Raw genomic sequence first — 15,613 nt, forward strand, 5'->3', positions numbered from 1 at the left:
TTTAGAGCATCAATAACAACAATAAAAAAGCTGGTTCTTGTGGGAAAACCACAAGATAAAGTTAAAAACAATTTATATCTTGCGCTACAAACCTAACTAATGATAGCCCTCCAGAGAATTCTTTTTATAGTGATCTTTTTGTTGTGTTTTTCCAATGCAATAGCTCAAGAGTTTTCTGTTTCTGGTACTGTTGTTGATACTCAAAAGAACCCAATTGAATTTGCTAACGTTATTATAAATAATGATAATGGCGAATTTGTTAAAGGAACCTCAACAGACGACAAGGGTTATTTTCAGATAAGAAATCTTCCCTCTAATACATATGACCTCATTATTAGTTTTATTGGCTTTGATAAGTTTAAGCAGAAAATTGTTTTAACGGGTAACTTAGACCTAAGAAACATTGAGCTAATTGAATCTGCAGAGACACTTCAACAAGTTGATATTATTGCAAAAAAACCAACAGTTGTACGAAAACCAGATCGACTAATTTTTAATATTGAAAACACTGCGCTAATAGAAGGATCAACCTTAGGTGTTTTAAAAAGCACGCCTGGAGTAATTGTTTCAGATGGTGGTATTAATATTAAAAATGCACCCGCAACTGTATATATAAACAACCGTAGAGTACAATTAACACCTAATGAGTTAATTCAACTATTAGAAAGCTCACCAGCAAACAGTATTAAATCTGTTGAGGTTATAACCAATCCTCCTGCCAGTTATGAAGCAGATAGCGGGTCAGTTGTAAATATTGTAATGAGTAGGAATTTGGTTACTGGATATAGAGGATCAATTTTTACAAATTACACCCAAGGGGTTTTTCCAAGATATAATGCAGGAACCAGCCATTATTTTAAGAATAATAAGATTAACCTCAATCTTAATTATAGTTATTCGCAGAACAAGATTAACAGAGACCAAGATGATAAAGTGAATTTCCTTGACGCTAATAATGAAATAGATGAGATTTGGAGGTCTAAGATTAATCGAAATACCTGGTCTCAAAACCACAACCTCAATTTAAACTTTGATTTTTTTATAGACGAAAACAGCACAATTAGTCTCACAAGCACTGCACTTTATACGCCATATTTTAAATATAAAATTGCAAATAATACTAACATTTTTGATAGTGGAGAAAATTTTCTATCTCGCTTTACGGCCGACAATCTCTCTAGAGACGACAAATTTAATATAGGTACAGATTTAATATTTAGCCACCAGTTTAGTGACAAAGCGGGCATAGTGCTAAACGGTCACTATACAACATACAGCTATCAAAGAGATCAAAATGTATTAAGCAATTTTTTTGATGCCAACAACACGTTTATTAATGATTCGGAATTTAATACGCTGGCCAACCAAGACACAAACATTCTTACAGGAAGCATAGATTTTAATTTGGCAACTGACGAAAGCTCAAGCCTAGACCTCGGGTTAAAATACTCAAATGTAAAAACCGATAGTGATATTACGAGGGTTGATATAATTAACAACCAAGAGGTTATTAATTCTGACAACTCTGATGCTTTTACATACGATGAAAAAGTTATTGCTGGATATGCTAATTATAGTAAGTCTTGGAATGCATGGGAGATAAATTTGGGTTTAAGGGTAGAACAATCAAATATTGATGGTGAGTCACGAACTCTGGCTCAAAAGAATACCCAGAACTATATTAATTGGTTTCCTAATGTAAGCATATCTCATAGTGTTTCTGATAATTTTTCAATATACAGCAACTATAAGCGAAGTATCGGCCGGCCGGATTTTAGAAGCTTAAATCCCTTTACCTTTTTTATAAATGAAAACACTGTTGTTGTAGGAAACCCAGACTTGTCGCCGGCTTATTTTGATAGTTTTAAACTAGGAATAAATTTCTTAGACCACTTTACAATAGAAGCCTATTATACAAATTATGACGGTGATATCATTGAGCTTCCAAGACAAAACAACACAACAAATATTGTTGCCTATACACCAACCAATCTAGAGAAAAAAGTAGACTACGGCTTAGACTTGGTATTTGATTATAGTATCTCAAACAGATGGAGCCTTTATGCCCTCACTTCTTTTTATAAAATGACAGAGGAATCTGATTTTGGAGAAGGGTTTGTAAAGCAAGAACAATGGTCTAACTATAGCATCTTACAAAACAATTTGACACTTTTAGAGGATAACAGTTTAAATATTGATGTAAATCTTGAATGGTCAAATAAAAATCTATTGAATTTTCAAACGGTAGAGAATAGGCTTATTTCATCTATCAACATCTCAAAAGCTATATTCAATAAAAGGGGTGTAATTTCTTTGGGTGTTGAGGATATTTTCAATTATCAAGATTTTGAAACCTCGATAGCCTATTTAAATCAATCTAGTTCAAGATTTCAAAATTTGGACAACCGTTTTGTGCGCCTTGGGTTCCGCTATAAATTTGGAAACACAAAATTATCGACAAATGAGCGCACCACCGATGCTGAAGAACGCGAAAGACTCAAAGATTTAAATTAATCCTAATCTTGCCATTCAGCTATAAAAAGATTGGTGTCTCTACCACCACCATTATTTCTATTTGAAGAGAAAGCCAAATATTTGCCATCATTGGAAAACACAGGAAACGCATCAAATGTTTCTCCATGAGTTACACGAGTTAAATTTTTTCCGTCGATATCGATTAAATATAAATTAAAAGGAAAACCGCGCTCTGCTTCAAAATTAGATGAGAAAAGTATTTTCTCTCCTGAAGGGTGAAAAAACGGACTCCAGTTAGCGTTGCCTAAGTCGGTGAGTTGGCGCAAATCGGTACCATCGGCATTACAAATATAAAGCTCCATCTCTGTTGGCTCTACCAAGCCTTCAGCAAGTAATTCTTTATATTCTTTTATTTCTTGTTCGGTCTTCGGACGAGAAGAGCGGAAGATCAATTTAGTACCATCTGGAGAAAAGAATGCACCGCCATCATAGCCAAGCTCATTTGTAATTTGTTTTACTTCCGTACCGTCTATATTCATTGTATAGAGTTCCAAATCGCCACTTCTGGTTGAGGTAAAAACGATTTTATCACCTTTAGGTGACACGGTTGGCTCTGCATCATAACCAATTTCTTTTGTCAGTTGCTTTACAATAGTACCCTCTAAATCTGCGACAAAAATGTCGTAACTATCATAGATAGGCCATATGTATTTACCATTTTTACGTAAAGGTGTCTCAGGGCATTCATCTTGTTTAAGGTGTGTGGATGCGTATATTATGTGCTTATTATCTGGTAAGAAATAGGCACATGTCGTACGCCCTTTTCCAGTACTTATCATTGGAGGAGCAATGCTGTCAGAAAAAGTTTCATTAGCATCCATTAAAAACATCTGATCACAACCAACACCCCATTTAGTATTATTTGATTGAAACACCAATTTCTTGTCGTCAAAACTCCAATAAGCTTCTGCATTATCACCACCAAAAGTCACCTGTCTAACAGATTTAAAATGTTTCTCTTCTGGATATATTAGAGGGTTGTCATTTACTTTCACATCTGTTGATTCCGATGGAGTTGTTTGGTCCTGATAAGAGGTGTCATTTTTGCAAGATGAAAAAGAAATGAAAAGTATAAGAAGTACAGTAATTTTCTTCATGTTATTTTATATAATAAATGGCTTTTAATACCTAATTTTGTGCAAAAATAAGACTTACAGATTAATTGAAGTATCAAAGGAAATTTGTTTAAGAAAAATTTTAAATTTTAATCTTCGTCAAACATTAATTTTAAAGACATATTACAATGAAAAATCTGATTTTATTATTGGTTTTAGTTAGTTTGATCTCATGTAAAAATGAACCAAAAATTGCAACGAACAATATAGAGAATGATGTAACCTTTTTAGCTGATGACAAGTTTGAAGGTCGGCAGACAGGTACTGAAGGAGAGGCTAAAGCATCAGCATATTTAGTAACGAGATTTAAGGAATTGGGGCTCGAGCCAAAGGGAACGGAAGAATATTTACAACCTTTTTCATTTAAGCCAAAAACAGACCCGCATAAAGAGGTAGAATTTACCACTAATGCAGACAGTACCATTACGGGTAATAATGTAATAGGTTTTATTGATAACAATGCAGAGACAACAATTGTTGTTGGTGCGCATTACGATCATTTAGGTTATGGTGGCGAAGGATCGTTGTACAGAGAAAAAGATAAAGCTATTCATAATGGCGCTGACGATAACGCTAGTGGTGTGGCAATACTCCTAAACTTGGCTGATAGATTGAAAATTAAGAATGATCAATCAGAAATAAAAGACAATAACAATTATTTATTCATGGCCTTTTCTGGAGAAGAAATGGGGTTGTTGGGCTCAAATTATTTTTCAAAGAACCCAACAATAAGCGCAGAGTCTATTAATTATATGATTAATATGGATATGGTGGGTCGTATGAAAGCCGATAGCACACTAGCAGTATATGGCGTGGGCACTTCGCCAATATTTAAGCAAACTTTAAAGGCTAACAATGAGAAATTTAAACTTATTGAAAACGAAAGTGGTGTTGGCCCAAGCGATCATACTTCCTTTTATTTGATAGATGTACCTGTATTACATTTTTTTACAGGTCAGCACGAAGATTATCACAAGCCTAGCGATGATTATGATAAATTGAATTATGAGGGCATGAATCTTATTTCAGATTATATTTTTGATATAATCAATGATTTAGATGACAACGGAGAGTTGGCATTTAGAAAAACCAAAAACGAAAGCGAGGAAACCCCTAGATTCAAGGTTGGTTTGGGTGTGGTCCCTGATTATTTATATGACGGAAAGGGAATGCGTATAGACGGTACAAGAGAAGATACCCCAGCTTACAATGCGGGTATAAAAAAGGGAGATGTGGTAATAAAACTTGGTGACAGTACGGTTACTGACATGATGAGCTATATGAGAGCATTATCAGTGTTTGATAAGGGAGATGAGGCAGATATCACGTTAATGCGTGGAGCGCAAAAGATAGAGACTAAGGTTAAGTTCTAAGCAACATCTCATAAGCATAACTGATTTTTATTTAAATTTGAAGAAAAAGATTGCCTTTCTTCAAATGAAAAAGATAGCCGCGTTTTGCTGTCTATTTGTATTGTTGTCCTCGCTTAATTGCGACAACGAACCTGTAGACTTTGATATCAGCACCTTAAATGCTAATCCAAAAATTCTTGGAGAATGGTATCTCGTAGAATTTAATACCGAGGTGTCTTATTCTCCGAATCCAGAAGATCAATCTTCAAATACGGAAACAAAAGTTTTTAGTACTTCTTCTGATTATACGATAACTTTTGACGATAATAACTTTAGGGTTAGTGGTGATTACACTTATAATTCTAGAGTAAAAGTTAACGGTATTGAGGAAACTAGTAATTTTTATACCAATACAGGTATTGACTCCACTCATGGATATTCGCTAAACAACGATGATATATTTTTTGAAGAATCCCCTTTTGATATTACCACTCAAGAAGAAAATACGATTTATTTACAAGGTGAACAGGTCAAAAGGTTTATGATTTCAGAAAACGGAGAGACCCTAATACTTTTTCAAGACGTAACTTTGAATAACACAAACGGATCGATACCAGATGGAGTAACAGTAACCAAAAGGACATCATCGATCTGGACTAAGGATTTCACTGTTTTTAGCTGTCCACTTAGAGATGCAACTCGAGGAGCTCAAATAGCTTACAGCCAAAGCAATGAAGATATTCAATTGTGTCTCAATTATAGGCGAGCATTAGAAGACCAGATTATTGAATGCGGAGATCCAGACGGTGGTTTGGTTAATATTATTGACCAATTGGGCAATTGTGGGTTATTGTCAGCAGACGTATTGAGAGTTACGGCGGGTTTGCAGAACATTGATTTTGCAAACAAAACAATATCTTATTCAAATGAAGTAATATCGGTTTATGGATCTGCCCTGTTTGGCAACCACAGCCTCTCATTTGAATTGCCAGAGCACGTAACAGGAATAGATACCTTTTTGAATTTTGTAATAAAGGTTGATGGTGTCGACTATTTCCCCTATTATCCCGGAGTAAACAATTTCAGATTTAATACACTAATTAGTAGCAACTTTTCTTTAAATGCTGTTTTTGAAGGAACTGTTATCAATGCCCTAGGCGAAGAACTCACCCTGTCAGTGGGTATAATAGATGTTAACTACTAGTCAGTTCTTTAAAAAGCCTTAGTTTTGCATCAAAAAAAATTAGACCTTGGTAAAAATTGCTGACATAGAATTAGGAGAGTTTCCATTGCTCTTAGCGCCCATGGAAGATGTAAGCGACCCTCCTTTTCGCGCTTTGTGTAAAGAGCAAGGTGCTGATGTTGTGTATACTGAATTTGTATCTAGTGAAGGCCTAATTCGGAATGCGGCAAAAAGCGTGATGAAGTTAGATATTTATGAAAAAGAGCGCCCTGTTGGTATCCAAATTTTTGGCGCTAATTTGGAAAGCATGCTCCAGACAATTGATATTGTTGAGAAATCAAACCCAGATATAATTGATATCAATTTTGGTTGTCCTGTGAAAAAAGTTGTTTCTAAAGGGGCTGGAGCTGGTATCTTGAAAGATGTATGCTTAATGGAAAAGCTGACGGCAGAAATGGTGAAGCGCACCAATCTTCCAGTTACTGTAAAAACACGTTTAGGTTGGGATCACGACTCTATAAAAATTGTTGAGGTAGCAGAGCGTTTGCAAGATGTGGGTATAAAGGCTATAGCTATTCATGGCCGAACAAGAGCTCAAATGTATAAAGGTAATGCGGATTGGAAACCTATAGCCGAAGTGAAGAATAATCCAAGAATGCATATTCCTGTTTTTGGTAATGGTGATGTAAATTCTCCTGAAAAAGCTGTTGAAATGCGTGACGACTATGGCTTAGATGGCGCCATGATTGGCAGAGCCTCAATTGGCAACCCGTGGTTTTTTAAACAAGTAAAGCACTATTTTAAGACAGGTGAGCAATTAGCACCAATCACTTTACAAGAGCGTGTCCAAGCGGCTTGTCGTCATCTTCAAATGTCTATAGACTGGAAGGGTGAAAAACTTGGTGTTTTTGAGACAAGAAGGCATTACACAAATTATTTTAAGGGCATACCTAATTTTAAAGAATACAGAATGAAAATGGTTACTAGCGACCATTCTGAAGATGTGTTCGCGACCTTTGATGAGGTTTTGGAAAAATTTTCAGATTATCAATTTGTCTAGTTAAGCCTTTATTAATTGCTTAGTAATTCGCTGTGACGCAATCCTCGAGGCAACAATTCCTAAAATAAATATTGTTGCAATTACAATAAAAACATTTGTTAATTTAAATACGACAGGGTAAGGTAAATCAGGTGTTAACATTACCAATTCTAATTTTTTCTGAAGAAACACCACGGCAACTCCGATAACTACTCCTATAACACCGCTAATAACCGTCATTAAGCTACCCTGCAAAAAGAAGATTGATTTAATGGATTTGGTTTCTGCGCCCAAATTGAAAAGGGTATTTAACGAACGTTTTTTATCTAGAATCATCATAATTATTGCACCGATAACATTGAATAGAGCAATGATAATTACAAGTGTGAAAATTAGATAGATTGCTAAGTTTTCTGTATTCAACATTTTATAGAGCGCATCATTGAGTTGTTCTCTATTTTTAATTATAAAGGTGTTTGAAAACAGATACTCAATTCGCTCCCTAATCACACTTTCGTTTGCGCCTTCGATGAGTTTTAATTCTATAGACGAATATTGATTGTCGTTATAATTTAACAAGGTTCTTGCTAAAGCAATGTCGGAGTATATGAATTCATTATTTAATTCTTCGTTGATATCAAAGAGACCAACATTGTTAACATAAACAGAGTTGTAGGCACCTTTTAATGAGTTAAATTGACCCCTGCCTGGTTTAGGCACATAGAGCGATAGAGGCTTTAGAAAATCAAAAACACCAAAAGACAGATTGTTGGAAATTCCCCATCCAGAAACCACTTCATTATTTCCATAAGCAATCCAATTTCCACGAGACATCATTGAATCTACACTTGTAACATTTAGATAGCTTTCATCCACACCTTTAAGCGTTGCCAATAGATTTTTATTTTCTGATTTAATAATAACACGTTCCTCAATAATCATTGAATAGTCGTTTACACCTTCGATTTTTAAGAGTTCTGATTTGTCTTTTTCTGTAAAAACAAACGATTTCCCTTTGTTTGCCATTAGTTTTATATCAGGATCAACGAAAGAAGAAAATTGAAGGCTGAAATCTTTTAAACCAGTAAAAACAGAAAGGACTATGAATAAGGCCGCAGAAGCAATAATTACACCTCCCGAAGCTATCAATGTCATAATGTTTATAGCGTTATTGCTACTTTTTGAGAAAAGGTATCGTTTTGCTATATATAATGGAAAATTCACCTAAGATTTTTTGCGCTTTCCTAACAGATCTGGATTGTTAATAGGGTCTTCATCACCTTTAAGAGAACGCTCTATACCATCAATATATTCTAAAGAATCATCAATAAAAAACTCTAGTTGTGGCATACGTCTTAATTGATGTCTTGTGCGCTGTGAAAGCTCGTGCTTAATCAAGGGGGTATTTGATCTTATACCTTCAAGCAAAGATTTCGCCTCTTTATTTGGGAATATACTTAAGTATACTTTGGCTACAGACAAATCTACAGTAACGTTAACTTTACTTACTGAAATAATAATACCTCTTAACCCACCATCTGATGCTGCTCTTTGTAAAACATCTACCAAGTCTTGCTGTAGAACTGTAGCTATTTTTTTCTGCCTATTACTTTCCATGATGCAAAAGTAGATGATATTTAAAGATAATAGTATTTTTATATAACAAAAATCATGTTTTTTAACCTTTAAAATTCCGTTATTTCGGAAACCAAATTAAACATTAATGAAAAAAATTGAACATATAGGAATTGCCGTTAAGGATATAGAAGCATCAAATAATCTTTTTGCACTTCTATTTGACAAACCACATTATAAAATTGAAGATGTGGAAAGTGAGGGTGTTAAAACCTCCTTCTTTAAGTGTGGCCCAAATAAAATAGAGTTGTTGCAAGCAACCAACGATAACGGCCCAATTGCAAAATTTATTGAAAAGAAAGGCGAGGGGATTCACCATATAGCCTTTGCCGTTAAGGACATATATAAAGAAATAGAACGATTAAAATCTAGTGGATTTCGAATGATTAATGAAGCGCCTAAAAAGGGAGCTGACGGAAAGATTATTGCCTTCTTGCACCCTAAATCAACCAATGGTGTGTTGATTGAATTATGCCAGGACATAGAGGATTAATTGATTTTTTTTTCTTGTAGGGTTTTAAAATATATAGTAATATTGCACACTCTTTAGAAATAAAGAAATTGACGATAGTCAATAGGTCCTATAACTCAGTTGGTTAGAGTATCTGACTCATAATCAGAAAGTCCCTGGTTCGAGCCCAGGTGGGACCACAAAAAACCCTTCATCCGAAGGGTTTTTTGTTACTACAATAATATTGGGTTTAATATGACGTTTTAAACCAAGTGTTTATTAAGTAAAAAACCCTATTTTTTAGCACTTCATCGATAATATTTGCCGTTTAAAGACGTTTTTTTAATATAAATTGTTTTGATAGCTCAGTTTTTTTGTTACTTTTACAGCGTTATTAGCAATATGGAGAATAAAAATATGTTAGCCTCAATCTTATTTTCTCTCATAGGCTTTATGTCTATGGCACAGGGAGCTACGCCTCCACCGCCAATGCCACCGCCACCTCCCGGCCTTCCTATTGACAGTGGTGTGGTTATGTTATTTCTTGTTGCTATTTTTTTTGGAGCCTATAAAATATTACAAATAAATAAGCAAAAAGCTTAATTGCGCAGTTCATTAAGACGTTTTACGTATTTACCAATTACATCAAACTCAAGATTTACAGTATCTCCCACTTTAAGAGTTCCAAATGTTGTATGCTCATAGGTATAGGGTATAATTGCTACAGAAAATTGATTTGGTTTTGAGTTAACGACAGTTAAACTCACGCCATTGATTGTAATAGATCCCTTTTCTATAGTAATATTATCCGCGTTAGTTCCATATTCAAAGGTAAATAGCCAGCTTCCGTTTTCTTCACTAACAAAAGTGCATGTTCCGGTTTGATCTACATGGCCCTGAACAATATGACCATCTAATCTATCACTCAGTTTCATTGCTCGTTCAAGATTTACCTTCCCTCCTTTATTAAGCATGCCTAAATTCGATTTGTCTAAAGTTTCTTGAATAGCTGTAACCGTATATTTATTGTCGTCTATGTTTACAACGGTTAAACAAACACCATTGTGAGCTAAACTTTGATCAACTTTTAATTCTGAAGCTATTGTCGAGCTAATTGTGAGGTGAAGATTACCACCTTCTTTCTTTAGTTTTTCAATTGTTCCTAATTCTTCAATTATACCTGTAAACATCGTTGTGCTTTATTTAGTTAAATTTGTATTTGCAAAGTTAAGCACATAGCTTAAATCCGCTATTAATTTTATTAAAAATATAGGGTAATCAATTGTAATGAAAAGGGAGGAAAAGATTATAGTAGGAATATCAGTAGGAGATTTAAACGGCATAGGACCAGAAATAATAATTAAGACCTATGAAGACTCAAGGTCTCTTGATTTAAATACTCCAGTTGTTTTTGCCTCTGGGAAGACCATGCAATTTTTTAAAAATCATTTTAAAAGCAAAATAAACTTTTTTAATATAGATTCTCCAGACCAAATAGTTCATGGTAAGGTCAATGTTGTTAATGTTTGGAAGGAACCTGTGAAAATTGAATTTGGTAAAGCAGATAAAAAAATCGGAGAATATGCAATTAAATCATTGCAAGCGGCAACAAACGCTCTCAAAAACAACCAAATAGATGTATTGGTTACGGCACCAATAAACAAATATAATATACAGTCAGACACATTTAATTTTCCTGGCCATACAGATTACCTAGCCCAATCCTTAGAAGGAAAGAGCCTGATGTTTATGGTTTCAAATGATCTTAGAGTTGGTTTATTAACGGACCATGTTCCGTTAAAAGACGCCACAGAACACATAACTGATGAGTTAATAAGAGAAAAATTAAATACGGTAATACTTTCTTTAAAGCAAGACTTTGGGATAAGAAAGCCAAAAATAGCATTATTGGCCATAAATCCACATGCTGGCGATAACGGGGTTATTGGTAAAGAGGATGATCAAGTATTACGACCTACCATCGAGAAAATAAGAGATGAAGGCGCTTTGGTTTATGGTCCATATTCTGCAGATAGTTTTTTCGGATCAAATAGTTATAAGTCGTTTGACGCGGTCATAGCATCATATCACGATCAGGGCTTAATACCTTTTAAAACCATTACTTTTGGAGAAGGTGTTAATTATACCGCCGGATTAAATAAAGTAAGGACGTCACCAGATCATGGCACGGCCTATGAAATTGCTGGTAAAGGCACAGCAGATGAAAGCTCATTTAAACACGCTATACATACAGCAATACATATTTTTAGAAACAGAAAGGAGCATAGGCACTATAGTAAAAACCCTTTAGAAAAGGCTTCAAAATAGATATAAACATTTTTTGTTAATATCTACGAGTAAATAAAGTAAAATTTATATATTTGCAGGCTCAAAATGAGTGGGTAATGAAGGCAATGAAAGATTATATTATTCCTTTTACAGGTCTAAAAATAGGAGAGCACCATTTTGATTATCAAATTGATAATACGTTCTTTAATAATTTTGAATATATTGAGTTTAATGAAGTCAATGTTAACATTGATTTAAAGTTTCTCAAAAAAACAACACTTCTAGAGTTGTATTTCACAGCTTCAGGGGAAGTGAATGTTAATTGCGATCTTACAAACGAACCGTACAACCAACCAATTTCAGATGAATATAAGCTGGTAGTTAAATTCGGAGATTCTTACAACGATGAAAACGAAGATATACTAATTGTACCTCATGGTGAATATGAGATTAATGTATCTCAATATATTTATGAACTTATCATCTTGGCTGTGCCGGTAAAACGAGTACATCCAGGCATTGAAGACGGCACATTAAAGTCTGAAATACTTTCAAAATTAGAAGAATTAAGCCCGGAAAAGGGAAATAAAACAAAATCATCAGAGGATATTGATCCTCGTTGGAATAATTTAAAAAAACTATTAACGGATAAATAACATTTAAAATGGCACATCCAAAACGTAAAATATCTAGAACAAGAAGAGATAAAAGAAGAACACATTATAAAGCTTCTGTACCTCAAATAGCAACTTGCCCAACAACTGGTGAGCCACACTTATATCATAGAGCACATTGGCATGAAGGAAAGCTTTATTACCGAGGCCAAGTATTAATCGATAATTCTGCTGGAGACGAAAATTTAGCATAACTATTATGCGCGCATATAATAAAACGCTCACTTGTGAGCGTTTTTTTTATATAAATTTTTTGAATAGGTCAAAAACCACTTAATTTGCATAATTATTTGCCAAAAAATGCCGAAAAACGGTCAAAATTGATTGATTTTTGCCTTTTTTCAATACTTTTAATTAATCTAAAAGCTAATAATGAGTAAAATCACGGCGGCAATTACAGCTGTAGGAGGCTATGTTCCAGACTTTGTATTGTCTAATAAAGTTCTCGAGACTATGGTGGACACCAATGACGAATGGATTACTACAAGAACGGGAATAAAAGAGCGTAGAATCCTTAAAGAAGAGGGCAAGGGAACCTCATTTTTAGCAATAAAGGCAGCTGAAGATTTATTAAAAAAGAGAAATTTAGACCCTAAAGAGATAGATCTGGTTATAGTTAGTACAGCTACTCCAGACATGAAAGCAGCGTCAACAGCAGCATATACAGCAACTCAAATAGGAGCGGTAAATGCTTTCTCATATGATTTGGAGGCGGCCTGTTCAAGTTTCCTATTCGGTATGTCAACAGCAGCAGCTTACATAGAATCCGGTCGTTATAAAAAGATTCTTTTAATAGGTGCGGATAAAAATTCATCTTTCATCAACTATAAAGATAGAGCCACCTGTATTATTTTTGGTGATGGTGCTGGAGCAGTTTTGTTTGAGCCAAATGAAGAGGGTTTGGGACTTCAAGATGAGTTGTTGAGAAGTAATGGCGAAGGCCGAGAGTTCTTACAAGCAACCTACGGAGGTTCATCTTACCCAATAGATGAGAATACATACAAAGATGGTAAGCACTATGTTTTTCAAGACGGAAAAACAGTTTTTAAAAATGCTGTTTTTAACATGGCAGATGTTGCTGAGAAAATTCTCAAAAGAAATAACCTTACAAACGACGATATTGCCTGGTTAGTAGCGCATCAGGCGAACAAAAGAATTATTGATGCTACTGCTAATAGAATTAATCTTGAAGATGACAAGGTTATGATGAATATTCAAAAGTATGGCAATACAACATCAGCTACCTTACCACTTCTATTATATGATTATGAAACTCAGCTTAAAAAAGGAGATAATATAATTTTTGCTGCTTTTGGCGGAGGTTTTACTTGGGGCTCAATTTATTTTAAATGGGCCTATAATTCCTAACAAATCAACTAACTAACAAAAAAGTCTAAATACTATGGATTTAAAAGAAATTCAAAACTTAATTAAATTTGTTGCCAAATCTGGGGCGAGTGAAGTTAAGCTAGAAATGGATGACGTTAAAATTACTATTAGAACGGGCTCCGATAGCGATACTACAATTGTACAGCAAGTTCCGGTTCAAGCAACCGCACCTGTAATTCAACAACAAGCGCCACCTCCAGTACCTGTTGCGGCAACTGAAACTCCTGTCGCACCCGCAGCAACTACTGATGATTCAAAATACATTACAATTAAATCTCCAATTATTGGTACATTTTACAGGAAACCTTCACCTGACAAGCCAGTATTTGTTGAGGTTGGTACAGATATAAAAGAGGGAGATGTTCTATGTGTTATTGAGGCTATGAAATTATTTAACGAAATTGAATCTGAGGTTACAGGTAAGATCGTTAAAGTTCTTGTAGATGATTCGTCTCCTGTTGAGTTTGATCAACCACTCTTTTTGGTTGACCCTTCATAACAATTGAAAATTCCAATCCACAAATCCAAGACCAGTTTATTGGAATTTGGTGTTTGGAAATAGAATTTTTAAATCAAATATGATGTTTAAAAAAATATTAATTGCCAATAGGGGAGAAATAGCGTTACGCGTTATTAGAACTTGCAAAGAAATGGGTGTTAAAACTGTAGCGGTTTACTCAACCGCAGATGCAGAAAGCTTACATGTTAAGTTTGCAGACGAAGCAGTTTGTATAGGTCCAGCTCCAAGCAGTGAGTCTTATCTTAAAATGTCAAATGTAATTGCTGCAGCGGAGATAACAAATGCTGATGCAATCCATCCTGGTTATGGATTTTTGTCTGAAAACGCAAAATTTTCTAAAATCTGTGAAGAACACGGTATAAAGTTTATCGGTGCATCAGAAGAGATGATATCTAGAATGGGCGATAAGGCAAACGCCAAAGCAACTATGAAGGCAGCAGGAGTTCCTTGCGTACCAGGTAGTGATGGTGTTATAGAGTCATTTGAACAATGTAAAAAATTAGCAATAGAAACAGGTTACCCGGTAATGTTGAAGGCTTCTGCTGGTGGCGGCGGAAAAGGAATGCGTGCTGTTTGGAAGCCAGAAGATCTTGAAGGTGCTTGGGAATCTGCTCGGAATGAATCGAAAGCAGCTTTTGGAAATGACGATATGTATATGGAAAAGCTTATTGAAGAGCCACGACATATAGAGATACAAATTGTAGGTGATTCGAGAGGAAAAGCATGTCATTTATCAGAAAGAGATTGTTCTATACAAAGACGTCATCAAAAATTAACGGAAGAAGTTCCCTCTCCATTTATGACCGATAAATTAAGGGATAAAATGGGTAAAGCAGCAGTTAAGGCTGCTGAGTATATTAAATACGAGGGCGCGGGAACTGTAGAGTTTTTGGTGGATAAACACAGAAATTTCTACTTTATGGAAATGAATACACGTATTCAGGTAGAACACCCAATTACAGAACAGGTCATTGATTTTGATTTAATCAGGGAGCAAATTTTAGTTGCTGCAGGTGTGCCAATTTCTGGCAAAAACTATACACCAAACCTACATTCAATTGAATGTAGGATAAATGCTGAAGATCCTTATAATGACTTTAGACCATCACCCGGCAAAATCACAACATTGCATGCCCCAGGAGGTCATGGTGTAAGATTAGATACGCATGTTTATGCTGGTTATAGTATTCCGCCTAACTACGATTCAATGATTGCAAAGTTGATTACAACTGCCCAGACAAGAGAAGAAGCCATCAACAAAATGAAACGCGCTTTAGATGAATTTGTAATTGAAGGAATAAAAACAACGATTCCATTCCATAGACAATTGATGGAACATCCTGATTACTTAGCAGGAAATTATACTACTAAGTTTATGGAAGATTTTGAAATGAAAGAAGAAATTGAAGATTAAATAAAAAGCTCCTAAAT

16 protein-coding genes and 1 tRNA gene are annotated in these 15,613 nt (G+C 34.9%); 13 read left to right on the forward strand and 4 right to left on the reverse strand.

What is annotated here, in order from left to right; translation table 11 throughout:
* The first annotated feature begins 99 nt into the window (after positions 1–99).
* Positions 100–2,514 (forward strand): TonB-dependent receptor domain-containing protein, encoded by a 2,415-nt coding sequence (locus ACFWV9_RS04295; RefSeq protein ID WP_411894006.1) that lies wholly within the window; start codon positions 100–102, stop codon positions 2,512–2,514.
* Positions 2,515–2,516: 2 nt separating this feature from the next.
* Here ACFWV9_RS04295 and ACFWV9_RS04300 read toward each other — a convergent pair whose 3' ends face one another.
* The gene (locus ACFWV9_RS04300; RefSeq protein ID WP_411894007.1) at positions 2,517–3,632 is read right to left on the reverse strand and encodes a TolB family protein; all 1,116 of its coding nucleotides are present in this window, start codon (positions 3,630–3,632) and stop codon (positions 2,517–2,519) included.
* Between the two features lie 146 nt (positions 3,633–3,778).
* On the opposite strand from ACFWV9_RS04300, the gene ACFWV9_RS04305 reads away from it, so the two are divergent.
* From ACFWV9_RS04305 to dusB, 3 genes are all read left to right on the forward strand, one after another.
* Positions 3,779–5,023: a M28 family peptidase gene (locus ACFWV9_RS04305; protein ID WP_411894008.1), complete on the forward strand. Its 1,245-nt coding sequence runs from the start codon at positions 3,779–3,781 to the stop codon at positions 5,021–5,023.
* A gap of 64 nt (positions 5,024–5,087) precedes the next feature.
* Positions 5,088–6,206: a hypothetical protein gene (locus ACFWV9_RS04310; protein ID WP_411894009.1), complete on the forward strand. Its 1,119-nt coding sequence runs from the start codon at positions 5,088–5,090 to the stop codon at positions 6,204–6,206.
* Between the two features lie 46 nt (positions 6,207–6,252).
* Positions 6,253–7,245, forward strand: a complete 993-nt coding sequence (gene dusB, locus ACFWV9_RS04315) for a tRNA dihydrouridine synthase DusB (protein WP_411894010.1) — start codon at positions 6,253–6,255, stop codon at positions 7,243–7,245.
* Here dusB and ACFWV9_RS04320 read toward each other — a convergent pair whose 3' ends face one another.
* Together ACFWV9_RS04320 and rbfA are read right to left on the reverse strand one after the other, a co-directional pair.
* Positions 7,246–8,448: an ABC transporter permease gene (locus ACFWV9_RS04320; RefSeq protein WP_411894011.1), complete on the reverse strand. Its 1,203-nt coding sequence runs from the start codon at positions 8,446–8,448 to the stop codon at positions 7,246–7,248.
* Complete coding sequence (gene rbfA / locus ACFWV9_RS04325; RefSeq protein ID WP_411894012.1) at positions 8,449–8,841, reverse strand: 30S ribosome-binding factor RbfA; 393 nt, start codon at positions 8,839–8,841, stop codon at positions 8,449–8,451.
* Between the two features lie 106 nt (positions 8,842–8,947).
* Here rbfA and mce point away from each other — a divergent pair, with 106 nt between their 5' ends.
* The 3 genes from mce to ACFWV9_RS04340 all read left to right on the forward strand — a co-directional run bounded on the left by mce (position 8,948) and on the right by ACFWV9_RS04340 (position 9,913).
* A complete protein-coding gene (gene mce, locus ACFWV9_RS04330) occupies positions 8,948–9,352 on the forward strand; it encodes a methylmalonyl-CoA epimerase (RefSeq protein ID WP_411894013.1) in 405 nt (134 codons plus the stop codon).
* An 84-nt stretch (positions 9,353–9,436) separates the two neighbouring features.
* Positions 9,437–9,510, forward strand: a tRNA-Ile gene (locus tag ACFWV9_RS04335).
* A gap of 217 nt (positions 9,511–9,727) precedes the next feature.
* On the forward strand, positions 9,728–9,913 hold the full coding sequence (locus ACFWV9_RS04340) for a PID-CTERM protein-sorting domain-containing protein (RefSeq protein WP_411894014.1): 186 nt from the start codon (positions 9,728–9,730) through the stop codon (positions 9,911–9,913).
* On the opposite strand, the gene ACFWV9_RS04345 is transcribed toward ACFWV9_RS04340, so the two are convergent.
* Positions 9,910–10,500 (reverse strand): riboflavin synthase, encoded by a 591-nt coding sequence (locus ACFWV9_RS04345; protein WP_411894015.1) that lies wholly within the window; start codon positions 10,498–10,500, stop codon positions 9,910–9,912. The genes ACFWV9_RS04340 and ACFWV9_RS04345 overlap by 4 nt on opposite strands.
* A gap of 97 nt (positions 10,501–10,597) precedes the next feature.
* On the opposite strand from ACFWV9_RS04345, the gene pdxA reads away from it, so the two are divergent.
* The 6 genes from pdxA (at position 10,598) to accC (ending at position 15,596) form a co-directional block, all read left to right on the forward strand.
* Positions 10,598–11,638 (forward strand): 4-hydroxythreonine-4-phosphate dehydrogenase PdxA, encoded by a 1,041-nt coding sequence (gene pdxA / locus ACFWV9_RS04350; protein ID WP_411894016.1) that lies wholly within the window; start codon positions 10,598–10,600, stop codon positions 11,636–11,638.
* A 77-nt stretch (positions 11,639–11,715) separates the two neighbouring features.
* Positions 11,716–12,255, forward strand: a complete 540-nt coding sequence (locus ACFWV9_RS04355; protein ID WP_411894017.1) for a YceD family protein — start codon at positions 11,716–11,718, stop codon at positions 12,253–12,255.
* A gap of 8 nt (positions 12,256–12,263) precedes the next feature.
* Positions 12,264–12,467: a 50S ribosomal protein L32 gene (rpmF, locus tag ACFWV9_RS04360; protein ID WP_411894018.1), complete on the forward strand. Its 204-nt coding sequence runs from the start codon at positions 12,264–12,266 to the stop codon at positions 12,465–12,467.
* Between the two features lie 178 nt (positions 12,468–12,645).
* Positions 12,646–13,641, forward strand: coding sequence for a beta-ketoacyl-ACP synthase III (locus ACFWV9_RS04365; protein WP_411894019.1), 996 nt, complete (start codon positions 12,646–12,648; stop codon positions 13,639–13,641).
* Positions 13,642–13,675: 34 nt separating this feature from the next.
* The gene (gene accB / locus ACFWV9_RS04370; RefSeq protein ID WP_411894020.1) at positions 13,676–14,161 is read left to right on the forward strand and encodes an acetyl-CoA carboxylase biotin carboxyl carrier protein; all 486 of its coding nucleotides are present in this window, start codon (positions 13,676–13,678) and stop codon (positions 14,159–14,161) included.
* 82 nt (positions 14,162–14,243) lie between these two features.
* The gene (accC, locus tag ACFWV9_RS04375) at positions 14,244–15,596 is read left to right on the forward strand and encodes an acetyl-CoA carboxylase biotin carboxylase subunit (RefSeq protein ID WP_411894320.1); all 1,353 of its coding nucleotides are present in this window, start codon (positions 14,244–14,246) and stop codon (positions 15,594–15,596) included.
* The last annotated feature ends 17 nt before the right edge of the window (positions 15,597–15,613 follow it).

Origin of the sequence: Winogradskyella sp. A2 (assembly GCF_046762865.1) — a bacterium.
GTDB lineage: Bacteria > Bacteroidota > Bacteroidia > Flavobacteriales > Flavobacteriaceae > Winogradskyella.

Bases quoted from the DNA above. Each gene is read 5' to 3' on its own strand.
- ACFWV9_RS04295 (WP_411894006.1), top strand. From the start codon at position 100: ATGATAGCCCTCCAGAGAATTCTTTTTATAGTGATCTTTTTGTTGTGT.
- ACFWV9_RS04300 (WP_411894007.1), bottom strand. From the start codon at position 3,632: ATGAAGAAAATTACTGTACTTCTTATACTTTTCATTTCTTTTTCATCT.
- ACFWV9_RS04305 (WP_411894008.1), top strand. From the start codon at position 3,779: ATGAAAAATCTGATTTTATTATTGGTTTTAGTTAGTTTGATCTCATGT.
- ACFWV9_RS04310 (WP_411894009.1), top strand. From the start codon at position 5,088: ATGAAAAAGATAGCCGCGTTTTGCTGTCTATTTGTATTGTTGTCCTCG.
- rbfA (WP_411894012.1), bottom strand. From the start codon at position 8,841: ATGGAAAGTAATAGGCAGAAAAAAATAGCTACAGTTCTACAGCAAGAC.
- mce (WP_411894013.1), top strand. From the start codon at position 8,948: ATGAAAAAAATTGAACATATAGGAATTGCCGTTAAGGATATAGAAGCA.
- ACFWV9_RS04340 (WP_411894014.1), top strand. From the start codon at position 9,728: ATGTTAGCCTCAATCTTATTTTCTCTCATAGGCTTTATGTCTATGGCA.
- ACFWV9_RS04345 (WP_411894015.1), bottom strand. From the start codon at position 10,500: ATGTTTACAGGTATAATTGAAGAATTAGGAACAATTGAAAAACTAAAG.
- pdxA (WP_411894016.1), top strand. From the start codon at position 10,598: ATGAAAAGGGAGGAAAAGATTATAGTAGGAATATCAGTAGGAGATTTA.
- ACFWV9_RS04355 (WP_411894017.1), top strand. From the start codon at position 11,716: ATGAAGGCAATGAAAGATTATATTATTCCTTTTACAGGTCTAAAAATA.
- rpmF (WP_411894018.1), top strand. From the start codon at position 12,264: ATGGCACATCCAAAACGTAAAATATCTAGAACAAGAAGAGATAAAAGA.
- ACFWV9_RS04365 (WP_411894019.1), top strand. From the start codon at position 12,646: ATGAGTAAAATCACGGCGGCAATTACAGCTGTAGGAGGCTATGTTCCA.
- accB (WP_411894020.1), top strand. From the start codon at position 13,676: ATGGATTTAAAAGAAATTCAAAACTTAATTAAATTTGTTGCCAAATCT.
- accC (WP_411894320.1), top strand. From the start codon at position 14,244: ATGTTTAAAAAAATATTAATTGCCAATAGGGGAGAAATAGCGTTACGC.